Origin of the sequence: Caldimonas thermodepolymerans, assembly GCF_015476235.1 — a bacterium.
In the GTDB taxonomy this organism is placed as follows: domain Bacteria; phylum Pseudomonadota; class Gammaproteobacteria; order Burkholderiales; family Burkholderiaceae_C; genus Caldimonas; species Caldimonas thermodepolymerans.
Genome location: NZ_CP064338.1, coordinates 1623042 through 1639981 on the forward strand (window position 1 = coordinate 1623042; position 16940 = coordinate 1639981).

At 70.8% G+C, this 16940-nt stretch carries 13 protein-coding genes; 8 read left to right on the plus strand and 5 right to left on the minus strand.

Annotated elements, in window-relative coordinates; all coding sequences use genetic code 11:
* Nucleotides 1–2: 2 nt before the first annotated feature.
* The 8 genes from IS481_RS07650 (at nucleotide 3) to IS481_RS07685 (ending at nucleotide 8970) form a co-directional block, all read left to right on the plus strand.
* Entirely contained in the window at nucleotides 3–1145 is a 1143-nt protein-coding gene (locus IS481_RS07650) for an ABC transporter substrate-binding protein (RefSeq protein WP_104356480.1), read from the plus strand.
* Between the two features lie 185 nt (nucleotides 1146–1330).
* Nucleotides 1331–2368: a branched-chain amino acid ABC transporter permease gene (locus IS481_RS07655; RefSeq protein ID WP_104356481.1), complete on the plus strand. Its 1038-nt coding sequence runs from the start codon at nucleotides 1331–1333 to the stop codon at nucleotides 2366–2368.
* A gap of 17 nt (nucleotides 2369–2385) precedes the next feature.
* Nucleotides 2386–4209, plus strand: a complete 1824-nt coding sequence (locus IS481_RS07660) for a branched-chain amino acid ABC transporter ATP-binding protein/permease (protein ID WP_104356482.1) — start codon at nucleotides 2386–2388, stop codon at nucleotides 4207–4209.
* A gap of 52 nt (nucleotides 4210–4261) precedes the next feature.
* A complete protein-coding gene (locus IS481_RS07665; RefSeq protein ID WP_104356632.1) occupies nucleotides 4262–5014 on the plus strand; it encodes an ABC transporter ATP-binding protein in 753 nt (250 codons plus the stop codon).
* Nucleotides 5011–6768: an acyl-CoA dehydrogenase family protein gene (locus IS481_RS07670; RefSeq protein ID WP_104356483.1), complete on the plus strand. Its 1758-nt coding sequence runs from the start codon at nucleotides 5011–5013 to the stop codon at nucleotides 6766–6768. The genes IS481_RS07665 and IS481_RS07670 overlap by 4 nt, the downstream gene beginning before the upstream one ends.
* Entirely contained in the window at nucleotides 6765–7304 is a 540-nt protein-coding gene (locus IS481_RS07675; protein ID WP_232529499.1) for a MarR family winged helix-turn-helix transcriptional regulator, read from the plus strand. The genes IS481_RS07670 and IS481_RS07675 overlap by 4 nt, the downstream gene beginning before the upstream one ends.
* 213 nt (nucleotides 7305–7517) lie before the next feature.
* A complete protein-coding gene (locus IS481_RS07680; RefSeq protein WP_104356485.1) occupies nucleotides 7518–8642 on the plus strand; it encodes an ABC transporter substrate-binding protein in 1125 nt (374 codons plus the stop codon).
* Between the two features lie 121 nt (nucleotides 8643–8763).
* A complete protein-coding gene (locus IS481_RS07685) occupies nucleotides 8764–8970 on the plus strand; it encodes a hypothetical protein (RefSeq protein WP_104356486.1) in 207 nt (68 codons plus the stop codon).
* 18 nt (nucleotides 8971–8988) lie between these two features.
* Here IS481_RS07685 and tagF read toward each other — a convergent pair whose 3' ends face one another.
* The 5 genes from tagF to tssJ form a co-directional block, all read right to left on the minus strand.
* A complete protein-coding gene (gene tagF, locus IS481_RS18270; RefSeq protein ID WP_132763184.1) occupies nucleotides 8989–9717 on the minus strand; it encodes a type VI secretion system-associated protein TagF in 729 nt (242 codons plus the stop codon).
* Complete coding sequence (tssM, locus tag IS481_RS07695; RefSeq protein ID WP_104356487.1) at nucleotides 9714–13325, minus strand: type VI secretion system membrane subunit TssM; 3612 nt, start codon at nucleotides 13323–13325, stop codon at nucleotides 9714–9716. The genes tagF and tssM overlap by 4 nt, the downstream gene beginning before the upstream one ends.
* 24 nt (nucleotides 13326–13349) lie before the next feature.
* Nucleotides 13350–14648: a DotU family type VI secretion system protein gene (locus tag IS481_RS07700; RefSeq protein ID WP_104356488.1), complete on the minus strand. Its 1299-nt coding sequence runs from the start codon at nucleotides 14646–14648 to the stop codon at nucleotides 13350–13352.
* Between the two features lie 55 nt (nucleotides 14649–14703).
* Nucleotides 14704–16044 (minus strand): type VI secretion system baseplate subunit TssK, encoded by a 1341-nt coding sequence (gene tssK, locus IS481_RS07705; RefSeq protein ID WP_104356489.1) that lies wholly within the window; start codon nucleotides 16042–16044, stop codon nucleotides 14704–14706.
* 78 nt (nucleotides 16045–16122) lie between these two features.
* Nucleotides 16123–16767 (minus strand): type VI secretion system lipoprotein TssJ, encoded by a 645-nt coding sequence (gene tssJ, locus IS481_RS07710; protein WP_104356490.1) that lies wholly within the window; start codon nucleotides 16765–16767, stop codon nucleotides 16123–16125.
* Nucleotides 16768–16940 lie beyond the last annotated feature (173 nt).

Genomic DNA, 16940 nt, shown 5'->3' on the forward strand with positions numbered 1-16940 from the left:
CCATGAAGCGACCAGCCCTCAAGCAACTTGTCGTGACCCTGTTCGCCACGCTGGCGGCTGGTGTTGCGCATGCCGACCTCAACATCGGCGTCGTCCTGCCGCTGACCGGACCGGCCTCGGGCCTGGGCATTCCGGTGAACAACGGATTCAAGCTGTGGCCCGACACGATCGCCGGCGAGAAGGTCAAACTGACCGTGCTGGACGACGCGACCGACCCCGCCAACGGCGTCAAGAACGCGCGCCGGCTGGTCACCGAGGAGAAGGTGGACCTGATCATCGGCTCGGCGGCCACGCCGGTGGCGGTCGCGGTGGCCGACGTCGCGGCCGAGGCCCAGACGCCGCAGCTGGCGATGTCGCCGATCCCGCTGCCGCCCGGCAAGGACACCTGGTCGTTCCGCATGGCGCACTCGTCGGCCGTGATGGCCCACGCCATGGTCGAGCACATGAAGAAGCAGGGCGTCAAGACCGTGGGTTTCCTCGGCTACACCGACGCCTATGGCGAGACCTGGCTGAAGGACTTCACCGCCAAGGCCGAGCCGGCCGGCATCAAGCTGGTGGCGGTGGAGCGCTTCCAGCGCACCGACACCAGCGTCACCGGCCAGGCCCTGAAGCTGGTCTCGGCCAATCCGGACGCCATGCTGATCGTGGCCTCGGGTTCCGGCGCGGCGATGCCGCACCGCGCGGTGGTCGAGCGCGGCTACAAGGGCAAGATCTACCAGACCCACGCCGCCGCCTCTCGTGACCTGGTGCGCGTGGGCGGCAAGGACGTCGAGGGCGCTTTCGTCGTCTCCGGCCCCGCCACCGTGGCCGAGCAGCTGCCCGAGAGCCACCCGTCGAAGAAGGAAGCGCTGAAGTACGTGCAGGGCTACGAGAAGCTCTACGGCGCCGGCTCGCGCAACCAGTTCGGCGCCCACACCTACGACGCGCTGCTGATCCTGGAGCGCGCCGTGCCGGAGGCGTTGAAGAAGGCCAAGCCGGGCACCAAGGAGTTCCGCGCCGCGCTGCGCGACGCGATCGAGTCGGTCGGCCCGGTCGCCGCGTCGCAAGGGGTGCTGCACTTCAAGCCGGACGACCACTGGGGCTTCACCAACGACAGTGCCGTGGTCATGAAGGTGGTCAACGGCGACTGGAAGGTGGAGCAGTGACCGGGCGCAGCCGGCCGGTCGCCGGCGCCTGACCGCAGGCCGGTCAGGCGCGGCGCCGGGCACGCCCGCCGCGCGTCGGGGCGGGCGTCCCGGTGCGGCCGGCCGCACGAAGCCGGGCGCCCCGCCCGGCTCGTCGGTCGTGTCGGGGTGCCGCCTTGGGCGGGCCCGCAAGGATGAAAACGAACATGGACTTTTCGATCGCGAGCATCCTGTTGCTGGATGGCGTGACCAACGGAGCGATCTATGCGCTGCTGGCCATGGCCACGGTGCTGGTGTTCGCGGTCACGCGGGTGATCTACATCCCGCAGGGCGAGTATGTCGCGTTCGCGGCGCTGACGGTGGGCATGATGCAGCTCGGCCAGGTGCCGGGCACGGTGTGGTTCCTGCTGGCGATGGCCGTGGTGGTTGCCGTGCTCGACGCGGTGGACGGGGTGCGCGGCAGGCAGGGCATGCGGCGCATCGCCTTGCAGGCGCTGCGCACGCTTGCCTGGCCGGTGGCCGTGTCGCTGTTGACGCTGTGGCTGGCCCCGCAGCGCCCGTCGCTGCTGGTGCAGGCGCTGCTGACGCTGGCCCTGGTGACGCCGTTCGGGTCGCTGATCTACCGCCTGGCTTACCAGAGCCTGGCCGACGCGAGCGTGCTGGTGCTGCTGATCGTCTCGGTCGGCGTGCACTTCGCGCTCACCGGCCTGGGGCTGCTGTTCTTCGGTGCCGAGGGCTTCCGCAACCCGGGCTTCTGGGACGAGCGCTTCTCGCTCGGCGCGCTGAGCCTGAGCGGCCAGACCCTCATCATCTTCGCGGCCACCGCCGCACTGATCGTCGGGCTGTGGCTGTTCTTCGAGCGCAGCCTGGCGGGCAAGGCCCTGCGCGCCACCGCGGTCAACCGGCTCGGGGCGCGGCTCATGGGCATCTCGAGCAACGGTGCCGGGCGGTTGTCGTTCACGATGGCGGCCTTCATCGGGGCGCTGTCCGGGCTGTTGATCGGGCCGACCACCACGATCTTCTATGACAGCGGCTTCCTGATCGGCCTCAAGGGCTTCGTGGCGGCGGTGTTCGCGGGGCTGGCGAGCTACCCGGCGGCGCTGGCCGGCGCGATGATCGTCGGCGTGCTCGAAGCCTTCAGCTCTTTCTGGGCCAGCGCGTTCAAGGAAGTGATCGTGTTCACCTTCATCCTGCCCGTGCTGCTGTGGCGCTCCTGGCGCGACCCCCACATCGAGGAAGAATGAGACCCGCGGAGCCTTCCATGTCCAGCCGTCCCGCCAGCGATCCCGTCACCACCGCAGCACCCGGTGCGCGTCGCTGGAGCCTGCAAAGCCTCGGCATCGCCGGCTTTGCTGTGGTGATGGCGGTGCTGCCCTTGCTGCCGATCCCCGAGTTCTGGGTCACGCAGCTCAACTACATCGGCCTGTATGCCACCGTGGTGCTCGGCCTGGTGCTGCTCACCGGCGTGGGCGGCCTGACCTCGTTCGGGCAGGCGGCCTTCGTCGGCATCGGCGCCTACACCAGCGCCTACCTGACCACCGCCTGGGGCGTGTCGCCCTGGCTGACGCTGCTGGTGGGCCTGGCGCTGACCGCGCTGGGCGCACTGGTGCTCGGCTGGATCACGCTGCGCATGAGCGGCCACTACCTGCCGCTGGCCACCATCGCCTGGTGCCTGGCGCTGAACTACACGATGGCCAACATGGAGTGGCTGGGCAAGTACGACGGGCTGCTGGGCATTCCTTCGTTGCAGCTGTTCGGCTGGGACCTGGCCCCGGGGCGGCGGCTGTACTACCTCATCTGGGGCGTGGCCCTGCTGGGGGCGATCGGCGTGGTGAACCTGCTCGACTCGCGGCCCGGCCGCGCGATCCGCGCGCTCAAGGGCGCCACCACGATGGCCGAGGCGATGGGCGTGTCGACCTACCGCTACAAGGTCATCATCTTCCTGATCGCCGCGTTGTACGCCGGCGTGTCCGGCTGGCTGTTCGCGCACTTCCAGCGCACCGTCAACCCGTCGCCGTTCGGCATCAAGTGGGGCATCGAGTACCTGTTCATGGCCGTGGTCGGCGGGGTGGGCAGCGTCTGGGGCGCGTTCAGCGGTGCCGCGGTGGTCAAGCTGGTCGAGGACCAGCTGCAGGTGCTGCTGCCCAGGTTGATCGGCACCAGCGGCAACTACGAGATCATCGTGTTCGGCATCGTGCTGGTGCTGATGCTCAAGTACGCCCCGCAGGGCCTGTGGCCCAGCTTCGCGCGCTGGCTGCCGCGCGAGCCGCGCCGGCGCGACTGGGCCGACGCCGCGCCGCTGCCCGAGCGTCCCAAGCCCCGCCCGGGCGAGCCGTTGCTGGAGGTGCGTTCGGTGCGCAAGCAGTTCGGCGGCCTGGTGGCGGTCAACGACGTCAGCTTCGAGGTGCGCGCCGGCGAGATCGTCGGCCTGATCGGGCCGAACGGCGCGGGCAAGACCACCACCTTCAACCTGATCTCCGGCGTGCTGAGCCTGAGCGGCGGCGAGGTCTGGCTGTATGGGCAGCGTGTCGACGGCCTGCCCAGCCGCGAGATCGCGCGGCGCGGCATGTCGCGCACCTTCCAGCACGTGCGCATGGTGCCCGAGATGAGCGTGCTGGAGAACGTGGCCCTGGGCGGCTACCTGCGCAGCAGCGCCGGCTGCGCGCGCGCGATGCTGCGCCTGGACCGCGACGAGGAGCGCCGCCTGTTCAAGGAGGCAGAGCGCCAGCTGCAGCGCATCGGTATGGCCGCCCAGATGCACGAGCTGGCCGGCAACCTGCCGCTTGGCCAGCAGCGCCTGATGGAGATCGCCCGCGCGCTTGCCACGGACCCGACCCTGCTGCTGCTCGACGAACCGGCCGCCGGCCTTCGGCACCAGGAGAAGCAGGCACTGGCCAGCGTGCTGCGGCAGCTGCGCGCCGAAGGCATGAGCCTGCTGCTGGTCGAGCACGACATGGACTTCGTGATGAACCTGACCGAACGCATCGTCGTGATGGAGTTCGGCAACAAGCTGCTCGAGGGCACCCCCGCCGAAGTGCAGGCCAGTCCGCTGGTGCGCGCGGCCTACCTGGGCACCGAGCATTGAAGGACCGTCCGCCGGCGCCGCGGCCGTGACGGGCCGCCGCAGCGCCGCGGGCATGGAGAACGACGACGTGGAGACGTTGCTGCAAGTGCAGGGCCTGCATGCAGGCTACGGCAAGGCCGAGGTGCTGTCCGGGCTGACGCTCGAGGCGGCCCGCGGTTCGGTGGTGACCGTGATCGGCCCGAACGGGGCCGGCAAGTCGACGCTGCTCAACGCGCTGATGGGAGTGCTGCCCTCGCGCGGCTCGGTCCGCTATGCGGGCGAGGAAATCGGTGCGCTGAGCCTGGAACAGCGGGTGGAGCGCGGCATCGCCCTGGTGCCGGAAACCCGGGCCCTGTTCGCCAGCATGCCGGTGGAGGACAACCTGCGTCTGGGCAGCTGGCGGCTGCAGCAGGGCCTGCGCGGCGCGCTCGGCCCTGGGCGTGCCGACGCGGACCTGGAGCAGGTGTACGACATCTTCCCGCGCCTGAAGGAGCGCCGCATGCAGCTGGCCGGCACGCTGTCGGGCGGCGAGCGGCAGATGCTGGCGATCGGCCGCGCGCTGATGGGTCGGCCGCAGCTGCTGATGCTCGACGAGCCGAGCCTGGGGCTGGCACCGCTGATCGTCAAGGAGATCTTCCGCATCATCGAGCGGCTGCGTTCCACCGGCGTGACCATCCTGCTGGTCGAGCAGAACGCGCGCGCGGCGCTGGAGGTGGCCGACCACGGCTACGTGCTGGAGACCGGCGAGATCGTGCTCGAGGCCCCGGCGGCGCAACTGGCGCGCGACCCGCGCGTGGTGCAGACCTACCTCGGAGCCCGCCGATGAGCGGACTGCCGTACCGCGCCCCGCTGCGCGACATGCGCTTCGTGATCGAGGAGGTGCTGGACGCGCCCGCGGCCTGGCGCGAGACGCCGGTGTTTGCCGAGCTGGATGCCGGCACCGCTGCCCAGGTGCTCGAGCAGGCGGCCGCGTTCGCCAGCGAGGTGCTCGCGCCGCTCAACGCCGGGGGGGACCTGCAGGGCTGCCGCTGGGACGACGGGCGCGTGACGACGCCGTCCGGGTTCCGCGAGGCCTACCGCACCTTCGTCGATGGCGGCTGGCCGGCGCTGGCCTGCGACCCGGCCTGGGGCGGGCAGGGGCTGCCGCAGCTGCTCAACGTCGCGCTGTACGAGATGCTGCACGCGGCCAACCACGCCTGGGCCATGTACCCGGGCCTGGCGCACGGGGCGTACGAATGCCTCAAGACCCATGGCAGCGCCGAGCTGCAGCAGCGCTACCTGCGGCACGTGGTCAGCGGCGAATGGCTGGCGACGATGTGCCTGACCGAGGCCCATGCCGGCTCGGACCTGGGCCTGCTGCGCACGAAGGCGGTGCCCCGGCCTGACGGCTCGGTGCAGGTGAGCGGCAGCAAGATCTTCATCTCCGGCGGCGAGCACGACCTGACCGACAACATCGTGCACCTGGTGTTGTGCCGGCTGCCCGACGCACCGCCTGGCACACGCGGGCTGTCGCTGGTGCTGGTGCCGAAGGTGCTGCCCGACGGCACGCCCAACCGCGTGCGCTGCGACGGCATCGAGAAGAAGATGGGCATCAAGGGCAGTGCCACCTGCATGATGCGCTTCGAGGGCGCGACCGGCTGGCTGGTCGGCGAGCCGCACCGGGGGCTGGCGGCGATGTTCGTGATGATGAACGCCGCACGCCTGCAGGTCGGGTTGCAGGGCCTGGGCCACCTGGAGATCGCGACGCAGAACGCGCTGCGCTACGCCCACGAGCGGCACCAGATGCGCGCGCCGCAGCGTTCCGCGCCGGATGCGGAGGCGGACCCGATCGCCGCCCACCCCGCGATGCGCCGCACCCTGTGGACTCTCGCGGCCTGGACCGAAGGCCTGCGCGTGCTGGGCTACTGGGCCGCACAGCTGCTCGACGAGAGCGAGCACCATCCCGACCCGGTGCGCCGTGAGCGCGCGGCGCGCCTGCTGCCGGTGCTGACGCCGGTGGTCAAGGCCCTGTTCACCCGGCTGGGCTTCGAGGGCAGCAGCCTGGCGCTGCAGGTCTGGGGCGGGCATGGCTACGTCCACGAGACGGGCATCGAGCAGCACGTGCGCGATGCCCGCATCGCGATGATTTACGAAGGCACCAACGAGATCCAGGCGATCGACCTGGTGGTGCGCAAGCTGTTGCCGGACGGGGCTGGCGCCGTCCAGGCCGTGGCAGGGATCGTGGAGGAGGAGCTCGCCGTCAGCCTGCCGCAACCCGCGCTCGCGACCCATGCGCGCGCGGTGCGGCAGGCCCTCGACGGCTGGTGCGACGCCACCCGCCGGCTGGCCGACGATGCCGGTTCCGATGCGGAGCTGCCCTGGCGAGTGGCCGAGGACCTGTTGCAGGCGACCGGCCTGTTGCTGCTGGGCTGGGCCTGGCTGCGCAGCGCCCGCGTCGCGCATGGACGCCAGGAGGCATGGTACGAACGCAAGCGGCGCTGCACCGGCTTCGGCCTGGACTGGTTGCTGCCCGACATCCACCCGGCGCTGGCCCGGGTCCAGACCCGCGGGGTGGCGCTGCCACCGCTGCCGCAGCCATGACGACCTTGCAAGGCCAGCCGGCCCTCCAGCCCCCGGTCCGCGAGGCGGACTACACTGGCGGCGCCATGCCGAACACCAAGTCCGATAGCGTCGCCCACGGGCTGGACCAGTCCAGCCTGAGCCACGTCCTGGGCTACCACCTGGCCCAGGCGGACGTGCCCATCAAGAAGGTCTTCTTCAAGTGCATCGGGCAGCCGCTGCAACTGCGGCCGGTCGAGTTCACCATCCTGATGCTGCTCAACAGCAACGAGAACGTCACGCAGAAGCAGCTCTCGCAGGCGCTCGCGGTGTCCGCGCCCAACATCACGATCCTGCTCGACCGCCTGGCCGAGCGGGGGCTGGTCACCCGGGTGCGCAGCGAAACCGACCGCCGCTCGCAGCATGTGCTGCTGACGCGCAAGGGCGCGATCCTGGCACGCAAGGCGCACGAGGTCTCGCTGACGATGGAGCACGAGGTGCTGCGGCACCTGAGCGACGGCGAGCGCGCGATACTGTTCGAGCTGCTGCAGAAGGTCGCCCGGCATCGTCGCGTCTGAGCGACGGGGGCGTCACCGGCTTGACCCAGCTCAAGGGCCGTCCTGTACTCCTCGCGCGTTCATCGCACGGCACCACGGCGCCAGCGAGGAATATTTCCGTTTGGTCCGGGCCTGCCCTGGGGCCTGAGGGATAACCCCTGAGCGACGACCGCTGCGCATCCCCAACACTCGATTTTGTTACTGGAAGTAATCAATGGAGAAGGTGACAAGGTGATGCGCAGACGTGCCTTTCTCGCCACTGCAGCGGCGGCCGCGGTGCTGCCGGTGACGGCTCGGGCCGAGCCGGGCGTGAGCGACAACGAGATCCTGCTGGGCCAGACCGGCATTCTCGAAGGGCCGCTGGGGGTACCGGTCAAGGTGTTCCTGTCCGGCGCCCAACTGGCGTTCAACGACGCCAACGAACAGGGTGGCATCCACGGGCGCAGGCTGCGACTCGTCTCCCTGGACGACGACCTGAAGCCCGACCGCGCGGTGGCGAACTACCGCAAGCTGCTCGACGAGCACAAGGTGTTTGCCTTCTTCGGCTGCGTGGGCTCGGGCACGACCGCGGCCGCGGCCGGCCTGCTGCGCGAAAGCGGGGCGCCGCTGGTCTCGCCCTACGCGGTGGCGGACTCGGCGCGCGCGCGCACCGAGGGCGTCGCGTACTACACCCGCGCCTCGCTGGGCCGGGAGGCCGAGGTGCTGGTGCGGCACCTGACCACCATCGGGATCACGCGCATCGCGGTGGCCCACCTCAACAACCCCGGCGGCACCGAGGTGCTGTCGCTGATCAACGCCGCGCTGGAGCGGCACGGGCACAAGGTGGTGTCGTCGGCGCCGATCCACGACGACGGCGGCAACGCGGCCGCTGCGGCGCGCACGCTGCTGGAGGGCCGGCCGCAGGCGGTGATCATGTACCTGGGCGGCACGCTGGCGGCCGAGGTGATGAAGGCGGTGTGGGCTGCGGGTGGCGTGGCCAGTTTCTACGGCATGTCCATCGTGCCGGGCGAGGTGACGGCCCGGGTGCTGGGCGAGCGCACGCGCGGCCTGGCGATCTCGCAGGTCACGCCCTACCCGTGGGGCGAGGTCGATCCGCTGCTGCGCCGCTACCAGCGAGCCGCGGCGGCGGCCAACGTGCCGGTCGGCTACCTCAGCATGGAAGGCTTCCTGGGCGGCCAGGTGATGGTCGAGGCGCTGCGGCGCTGCGGGCGGGACCTCACCCGCGCCAAGCTGCACGCGGCCTTGCGCAACCTCAGGATCCGCCTGGGCGGCATGGACATCGACTTCACGGGCGGCTACAACGGCTCGCGGTTCGTGGAGCTGGTGCAGGTGAGCTACGACGGGCGGTTCGTGCGTTGAGGGCGGGCCGCGTAGGACGCGGCTGACGGCTTCGGTGCCCGGCGCCGACACCGGTGGCCGGGCGGCCGGGCCAGCATGAAGACGTGGTGGACTCCACCGACTTCTTCTTGCGAGGCCGATCATGTTCAAGACCGCACAGGACCGCATCCTGTACAGCCAGGCTGTTGAGTACATCGAGCAGGGGCGCAGCGACCTGGTCCCGCCCCAGGCGCTGGACGACTACCTGCGCCAGGGCCTGCTGACCCGCGACGGCGGCGCGTTGGCGCTGAGCGAGGCGGGCCGCCGGGAATACAGGGTGGCCCGGGACGAGCGCACGGCCGAAGGCTGAGCGCGCGCACCCGGGCACTCACGTGCCCGCGGTGAGCATCCCGGCGTAGGCCTCCGGCGCGGGCATCCCCTGGAAGGCGCGCACCAGCGTCGCGCCGGAGGGCAGGGGGGCCCACCAGAGCGTGGCGCCGCGCAGGTAGTGGGTGGTCAGGTCGCGCGCCAGCGCGTCGATGGCCGTGCCCGGCCCGGGCACCGTGAGCGGGCGACCCTGCTGGAACACCTCGGCCCACGCGACGTTGACGCTGCCGTCGTCCAGCGCCTGCGCCAGGCCGGGCGGGGGCGGGGCGGCCGCCAGCAATTCCTCGAACTGCTCCTGCGTGAAGCGGGTGTCCAGCACCTGGGGCAGCGCCTGCTGCACGTAGGCGTACCAGGGCGTGCCCGTCTGCAGCTCGCGCAGCAGGCCGCGTGCATAGGGCACCTGGGTGTACACCGTGAGGGGAAAGTAGCGGCCGACGCGGTCGACGCTGGACATCAGCACGCCCGCGTACGGTGCGTCGCCGACCACCCCGGGAAAGAACGCGAAGCTCCACAGCGGCGCGCCGAGATAGGCGTGGGTCCAGTCGCCCTGCAGCTGCGCGCGGCTGGCGGTCATCGCGCGCTGCAGCCAGGCGTCGAGCAGGGCGTTGAACTGCTCGTTGCCGCGCCGGTGCGCGAAGTCGCCCAGCGCAGGCAGCTTGCCGTACCAGGCGGGCGCCTGCGACGGCGTGCCTCCGGTGCCCGTGGCCAGCCAGGCTTCCAGTCCGCTCATAGCTTGCCGGGGCAGCTGAAGCTGGACAGCTCGCTCATCCGGAACGGGTTGAGCACGCTGCTGGTGGTCACCTCGAACACCGCACGGCGTCCGTCGACGCTGAACACCGCGCGGAAGCGCTCGGGCTGCCCGGTGCCCTCGATCTGGACCCGGTCGAACATGCGGAACAGGGCCCAGGGGCCTTCGAACACCGCGCCGGACGAGCCCGACGCCGAGGGCGGCGACAGCTGGATGCGTACCTGCCCGCGCCCGCCGGTGCCGGGCCACTGCACGGTGGTCGGCACCGCCGGACCGTGGGCGTAGCGCACGATCTGGCCGTCGACGTCGAGGATGAACTGGGTGATCGCGGCATCCATCTCGACCGGCTTGAACTCCAGGCGCAGGCCGGGCTGGTTGCCGCCGGCGCGGAAGAAGGTGTCACGGATCGCCTGCGCGCGCTGGAACTGCGCCAGCGCCGCCGAATCGCGCGAGCCGCCCATCATGCCGCCGCCCACCTCGCGGAAACGCCACGGCCGCGTGCTGGTGTCGACGAAGGCGAGCAGGTTGCGCTGGAAGAAGTCGTCCAGCAGCCCGCCCGGCGCGAACAGGCGCGCGAAGTCGTCCTGCGTGACGTCGCGGTTGCTGCCGCGTGCGAACGGGTAGCGGCCTTCGATCGCCTGGCGGCAGAACTCGACGATGTTCGCCTGCATCTGGTTGCTCAGGTGGTCGCGGGTGGCGCCCAACGCCTGGGTGATGCCGGCCGTCACCGCCTGGTTCATCAGTGCGCGCACCGGTTCGGGCGCGCGGCCGGCTTCGGCGCGCACCTTGTTCGGCACGTCGCTGGGCGGCGGAGCGCCGCCACCGCGCACCGCGGTCTCGGTGGCGGTCATCAGCGTGTAGAGCTCGTTGAGCAGCTGCATCGTGCCGTCCATCGGGGCCGGCTGGCCCTGCGCCGGGGCGAGCACGTAGCGGCGCAAGGCCTCGAAGCGGTCGTCGACCAGGCTCTCGATGCGCTGCGGCAGGGCCGAGGCGCCGGGCTCCTGCCGGTCGCCACCCAGCAGGCGCGCCAGGCTCTCGCGGGTTTCCGAGACGCGGTCGCGCACGGTGCTGGTGGTGCGCTCCAGCGTGTTGCCGTCGATCTTCTCGCCAAGCGTGGTCTCCTTGACGATGGCGCGCAGCAGCGGCGGCAGCGGCGAGTCGGGCGCGGAGAGCGTGCGCACCAGCTGGATGGTGTCGGTCAGGGTGCCGCGGTTGGCCAGCCGGATGTCGTTGATGAAGAACTCCCAGACCCGGGCGTAGTCTTCCAGGTACAGCCGCTTCACGTCGGACATCAGCCGCGCCAGGCCCTGCGCGTCGCGCAGCGTGGCGCTGCGCTGCTGCTCCGACAGCCCCAGCACCCAGCCTTCCTCCTCGAACAGCTGGCGCGCGACGCGGTCGGCCTGGGCCTGGAAGGCCTTGTGGTAGCCGTCGTAGGTGTACAGGCCCGGCACGCCCTTGGTCAGCGGCTCGCCGCTGGCACGGGTGAACACCAGCCCGGCGGCCGGCCCGGCGGCCTTGGTGATCTTGAACTCGGGGATGTCCGCGCCGACGCCCACGCGCTTGAGGCGGTTGTAGACGCGCTGGGCCAGCGACATGCGCTGCAGCGCGGCGCGCGACTGCTCCACCAGCGCCTTGTCCTGCGGCAGCGGCGACATCACCACGCCGCGGTCCAGCAGCACGTCGAGGTGGGCTTCCAGCTCGGCGCGCTGCTCGTTGCCGACCTCGCGCGGCAGGGTCGTTTCCCAGTCGGCCAGCACCAGGTCCTTGAGGTCGGCGGCCGAATAGTGCTCACTGTCGTAGAGCATCACGTAGGCCTTGAGCGCCTCGTACATCAGCTCGGGGTTGCGGTTCTGCGCCGAGCGCAGCAGGTCCTCGATGCGGCGGGCCACCTTGGGCAGCATCGCGTCGTCGAGCAGGCGCTGGTAGGCGGCGCGGGCGGCGGCGTCGACCTTGTCGCCCTGGAACAGGCCGAACTGCATGCTGGCCGGCGCGCTCAGGTCCGGTCGCACCGGATCGACGATGGCCAGCCGGCGCAGCTCGTTGAGCGCCGGCAGCAGCTGCAGCACGTCCGCGCCGGTGCCCGGGTCGATGGCCTGCACGGTCTGCGCGGCCGGCGCGATGCGCTGCTCGACCGCGGCGAGGTACTGCCGGTTGTTGACGTAGCTGACGCCCCAGGCCGCCAGCAGCCCGACGCCCAGCACGGCGATCGCCACGTAGGCGGCGCGGTACAGCCAGGTGCGCCGGCGTTCCCACTTCAGGTTGGTGCCGGCGAGCTCCGCCTCCTGGAAGATCACGCCCTTGAGCGTGCGGGTCAGGAAGTAGCTGCGCCCGGTGGACTTCTGCGGCGGCAACGCGCGGCGCTCGACCTTGAAGCTGCGCGCCAGCACGCCCATGATGCGGTCGATCGGGGAGTCTTCCTGCGTGCCGCTGGTGAAGTACACGCCGCGCAGCAGGATGGGCTGGTCGAACTTCGAGGCGGCGAAGGCGTTGACCAGGAACTCGCCCAGCACCTCGCGCAGCGCGGTGAACTGCTGCGGGAAGCTGTAGACCAGCGCGCGGCGCTGCGGGTCGCGTTCGGCCTCCAGGCGTTCCAGCGATCCCTCGAACAGGCGCTTGGACAGCAGGGCGAACTCGCTCTCGAAGGTCGTGCCGAGCGCCTCCTTCTCGAGGGCCGGGGCCTGGTCCTGGTAGGGCAGGGTGAAGCCCAGCACCTGCTGGCGCTCCTCCTTGCCGAGGTGGTCGAAGTACTCGATGAAGCCGGGCAGCAGGTCGGTCTTGGTCACCAGCAGGTAGACCGGGATGCGCACGCCCAGCTGCTGGTACAGCTCCTGCACGCGCTGGCGCACGGTCTGCGCGTAGCGCTCGCGCTCGGGTGCGGGGTGCGACAGCATGTCCGGGACGCTGATCGTCACCAGCACCCCGTTGATCGGCCGGCGCGGGCGATGGCGGCGCAGCAGCTGCAGGAAGCCGGTCCAGGCGGTGGCGTCGTCCTGCTGGCTGCTGTCCTGGGTGGTGTAGCGGCCGGCGGTGTCGAGCAGGATGGCCTCGTTGGTGAACCACCAGTCGCAGTTGCGCGTGCCGCCCACGCCGCGGATCGCTTCCTTGCCGAACCTGTCGGCCAGCGGGAACTCCAGCCCCGAGTTGATCAGCGCGGTGGTCTTGCCCGAGCCGGGCGCGCCGATGATCACGTACCAGGGCAGGTGGTACAGGTAGCCGCGGCCGAAGCGGCCGGCCTGGCCAGCCAGGCGGGATTTCCTCAGCGTCTCGAGTGCCTCCTTGAAGCGGCCTGCGATCACCTCGACTTCCTGCGCGCCGGCGCTGGGCGCGGGTGCCTGGGCGGCCTGCTGCGCGAAGCCCTGCACCAGCCGCTCGCTGGCCTTGCGCGCGCGCCAGGCCGTCCACGCCTGCTTGCCGACCACGAACAGGGCGACGAGCACGATCAGCCCGGCGCGCGCCAGCGTGCCCTCGAGCGGGTGCCAGGCGCCGATGGCCAGCAGCGGGCCGACGATCCAGATGACCGCAGCCAGGGCCAGCAGACCCAGCGCGAGCATCACCCAACGGTTGAAGATCCAGCCGAACAGCTTCTTCATGGGTCTTTCCTCGGCGCGGCAGGCTCAACCGGCCTGCTGGCTCACGAACACGGTGATCTCGACGCGCCGGTTCTTCGCGCGGTTGGCCGGCGTGTCGTTCGGCGCGACCGGCTCGCTCTCGGCCCGGCCTTCGGCCAGCAGGCGCTGCGGCTGGGTGATCTTGCGCGAGAGCAGGGCGGCGACCGACCTGGCCCGTTCCTGCGACAGGTGCCAGTTGGACGGAAAGCGCGCCGAGCGGATCGGCACGTTGTCGGTGTGGCCGGTGACCAGCACCTTGCCCTGCACCGAGTTGAGTGCATCGGCGATGCGCAGCATCAGCGGCTCGCGCTCCTCGGCCAGCGTCGCGCTGCCAGGGGCGAACAGCCCGTCGCCGCGCAGGGTGACGATGCTGCGGTCGTCGAAGTCGCGCACCTCGACCAGCCCCTGCTGGATTTCCGGTGCGAGGAACTGCGCCAGCCGTGGCCGCTGCGCGGGCACCGGGGCGGGCAGCTGCATCGGCCGTGCCTTGATCGCGGTGATCGACGAGAACAGCGGGTCGGAGCTACGGTTGAGCGCGTAGCTGAAGCCGGTGTAGCCGGCCACCAGCACGATGCCGACCACCGCGGAGAAGATCCACAGCGGCATCGCGGTCGACCACTTGCGCTTGGGCAGCACCGCGGGGGCCCAGTGCTGCGACAGCGCCGGCTCGTAGTTGCCGCGCTGGCGGCGGATCAGCTGCGCCAGCCGCTCGCGCAGCACCTGCAGTTCGCTGCGGCCGTTCTCGATGACGCGGTAGCGGCCCTCGAAACCCAGCGTGATGCAGGTGTAGATCAGCTCCAGCAGGTCGAGATTGTCGCCCGGGTTCTGTGCCAGCCGGGTCAGCAGCTGGAACACCTTCTCGCCGCCCCAGGCCTCGTTGTGGAACATCACCAGCAGGCTGTGCCGGCCCCACACGCCCGAGCCGCCCCAGGGGGTGCTGGCGGCGGTCTCGTCCAGCACCGTGCACAGGATGTAGCGCGCGGCGATGACCTTCTCGTTGGCGATGCCGGCGGCGCGCGCCGCCTGCTCGAACTGGCGGATGCCCTGCGCGAGGTTGTCGCGCAGCCCGGCCACGTCCTGGTGGACCGTGATCGTGCGCATCTGCGGGATCAGGTTCAGCAGCGGGTTGGCCGCGGCGATCAGCGGGTTGAAGCCGCTCGGGTGGTAGGCGATGTCCTGCGCCGGTTCACGGTTGAAGCCGTGCAGTCCGGCCGGTGCGGCCACCGTCGGGCGCGCGCCCGGGGTGGGCATCACGAAGGTCTGTCCGGCATCGAATCCGGCGAAGGGGTCTTGGGAGGGGCTCATGTCGACTCACCTCGGATGGCGTCGTGCGGTGGCGGCAGCCGGACGCGGCGCGTGCTCAGCGCTCCCGGATGGCCCAGAACTCCAGTTGCAGGCCGGGGAACTCGCCGGCGATGTGCAGGGCCATCGCACCGGACTTCTTCAGCTGCTCCCACAGGTCGCCGTGGCGCTCCAGCTCGAAGTAGTGGAAGCCGGCGTGGTAGGGGATCTCGCGGGGCGCGACCGGCAGCCCGCGCAGGCCGATGCCGGGCAGCTGCAGGTTGACCAGGTCGCGGATGCGGTCCACCGGGCCCAGCTTGACCTGGGTGGGAAAGCGCGTGCGCAGCTGCTCGCCGGGCAGCTGGGCGTTGACCGCCAGCACCAGCGCCGCGTTGGCCAGCAGCTCGCGGTCGGCGAAGGTGGCGGTGCGCACCCCGTACTTGCGGTCCACCAGCTCGATCGGAATGGCGCGCTGCTCCAGCACCGTGCCCAGCAGCGCACGCAGCTCGGCCATGACCTCGCCGAAGCAGTGCTCCAGGTCGTCGTGCGCGTAGGCGGGCATCGGCCGCGGACGGCGCGTCGGGCTGCCGAAGACGGCCAGGTCACCGGCGGCTTCCAGGCAGGTGCGGTACAGCAGCTCGGGGTGCACCTGGTACAGCGTGGCGAGGTGGGAGAACACCGGCTCGTGGCGGTTGACGCATTGCAGCATCAGGAAGTCGGCGATCTCCGCGACGCCGCCGGCGCCCGGCTTGCCCAGGCGCGCGGCGAGCGCCTCGCCGCGCTGCGCCATCAGGGCCTGGACTTCCCGGGCATAGCCGGCCAGGCGCGGCTGGCCGGCGATGGCCAGCATCGGCGGGATGTAGTTGCGGTCGACCAGCAGCTGGTTGTCGGCCTTGCGCTCGATGACGCGCACCACGCCGGCGGCCTGGTAGGCCTGGGTGGCGTCGCGCTGCAGCATCAGGCGCGCGTTGAGGTCGCCCACCTGGATGTCGGCCACGTTCTCCGCATCGCTGGTGCTGTCCTGCGCCTGCAGGTTGCGCGCGTGGTAGCGCAGCAGCGCGGCGTCGGCTTCGTCGTCATAGCCCGATTCCTGCACGCCGGGGCGCCGGCTCGGCAGCGCGAGCACGACCAGCGCGTCCTTGGCGTCGGCCGGCACGTCGAACGCCGGCGGCAGCGGGTCGTGGGCCGGCGCGTCGATCGGCGTGCCGTCGGGGAACACGCCGCGCACCTTCAGCAGCTGCACGCGTCCGAGCATCAGCGCGGCGTCGTCAAGTTCCAGGTCCAGCCAGCCCCAGCGGTAGGCGGCGCTGCTGGCCACGCGCTGTTCCACCCAGCGCTCGATGTGACGGTCCTGTTGCTGGAAGTGCTGCGGCTGGAGGAACATGCCCTCCGTCCATACGACCCGACGAAAACTCGACATGGATCCGGTCCCGGGTTGGTTGGTACTGCTCGTCACAGGCGGTCGTGCCCGATCACGCGATGGCGGATGCGGGGGCCTTCATTCGGGCACGGCCGAGATCTCGACCGCGCGCGCGCCCGCCCGGACCTGCACCACCTGGGCCTTGCCCGGATGCAGCGCCGTCACCGCGCGCCAGCGCGAGCGCTCCAGGTCGCGGTACGCGGCCAGCACCGCGAGGTAGCGCGTGTCCGGCCTGGCTTCGCGCTTCAAGGTCAACGACTGCCCGGGCTGCAGCACGAACTCGTCGCGTGCGTTCAGGTCGGCGGCGAGCGTTTCGCGGTCCTTGTCGAACAGGGAGAAGAAGTCGGCGGACTCGAAGGCCGCGGGCGTCTTGAGCTCGTACAGGCGCACCATCACCGGCGAGGGACGGTAGCGCGCGTCAGGGTTCACCTGCGCATCGCCGGACATGCGGATGTCCAGTCGCGCGGGCTTCGGGCTGCCGGCACAGCCCCACAGCGCTGCGGCACACGCCACGAGGGATATCCATTTCAGCAGGCCCGTTCGTTGTCGCATGGCAGAGGATCCCGTAGAGCAAGTAGGTCGGACGTCATGGCGGCATGCATGCCGCATGCATGTCGTGCGAGGCCGCCACTTCTGGGTGGGCGCCGCAGGATTATGGTTCGCGCATGCAGCGGAAGAAAGCGATGGAGGGGGCAAGCACCAAGAACTAGGGGGGAGGAACATCCCTCGTGTCAGGCCCACTCTCCAGAGGCTTCGCGAGAAGGACGTGCAGGGAGGAAGAACGCCGTGCAGTGCGTCACGTCGCGCTGCACCACGCCCCACGAGGACGGTGTCCCGATCCCTAACCCTTGGGGTGGCGACATCACCGGCGCACTCCTAGACTGCCCGCAATCCAA

Bases quoted from the DNA above. Each gene is read 5' to 3' on its own strand.
- IS481_RS07650 (WP_104356480.1), top strand. From the start codon at position 3: ATGAAGCGACCAGCCCTCAAGCAACTTGTCGTGACCCTGTTCGCCACG.
- IS481_RS07655 (WP_104356481.1), top strand. From the start codon at position 1,331: ATGGACTTTTCGATCGCGAGCATCCTGTTGCTGGATGGCGTGACCAAC.
- IS481_RS07660 (WP_104356482.1), top strand. From the start codon at position 2,386: ATGTCCAGCCGTCCCGCCAGCGATCCCGTCACCACCGCAGCACCCGGT.
- IS481_RS07665 (WP_104356632.1), top strand. From the start codon at position 4,262: ATGGAGAACGACGACGTGGAGACGTTGCTGCAAGTGCAGGGCCTGCAT.
- IS481_RS07670 (WP_104356483.1), top strand. From the start codon at position 5,011: ATGAGCGGACTGCCGTACCGCGCCCCGCTGCGCGACATGCGCTTCGTG.
- IS481_RS07675 (WP_232529499.1), top strand. From the start codon at position 6,765: ATGACGACCTTGCAAGGCCAGCCGGCCCTCCAGCCCCCGGTCCGCGAG.
- IS481_RS07680 (WP_104356485.1), top strand. From the start codon at position 7,518: ATGCGCAGACGTGCCTTTCTCGCCACTGCAGCGGCGGCCGCGGTGCTG.
- IS481_RS07685 (WP_104356486.1), top strand. From the start codon at position 8,764: ATGTTCAAGACCGCACAGGACCGCATCCTGTACAGCCAGGCTGTTGAG.
- tagF (WP_132763184.1), bottom strand. From the start codon at position 9,717: ATGAGCGGACTGGAAGCCTGGCTGGCCACGGGCACCGGAGGCACGCCG.
- tssM (WP_104356487.1), bottom strand. From the start codon at position 13,325: ATGAAGAAGCTGTTCGGCTGGATCTTCAACCGTTGGGTGATGCTCGCG.
- IS481_RS07700 (WP_104356488.1), bottom strand. From the start codon at position 14,648: ATGAGCCCCTCCCAAGACCCCTTCGCCGGATTCGATGCCGGACAGACC.
- tssK (WP_104356489.1), bottom strand. From the start codon at position 16,044: ATGTCGAGTTTTCGTCGGGTCGTATGGACGGAGGGCATGTTCCTCCAG.
- tssJ (WP_104356490.1), bottom strand. From the start codon at position 16,767: ATGTTCCTCCCCCCTAGTTCTTGGTGCTTGCCCCCTCCATCGCTTTCT.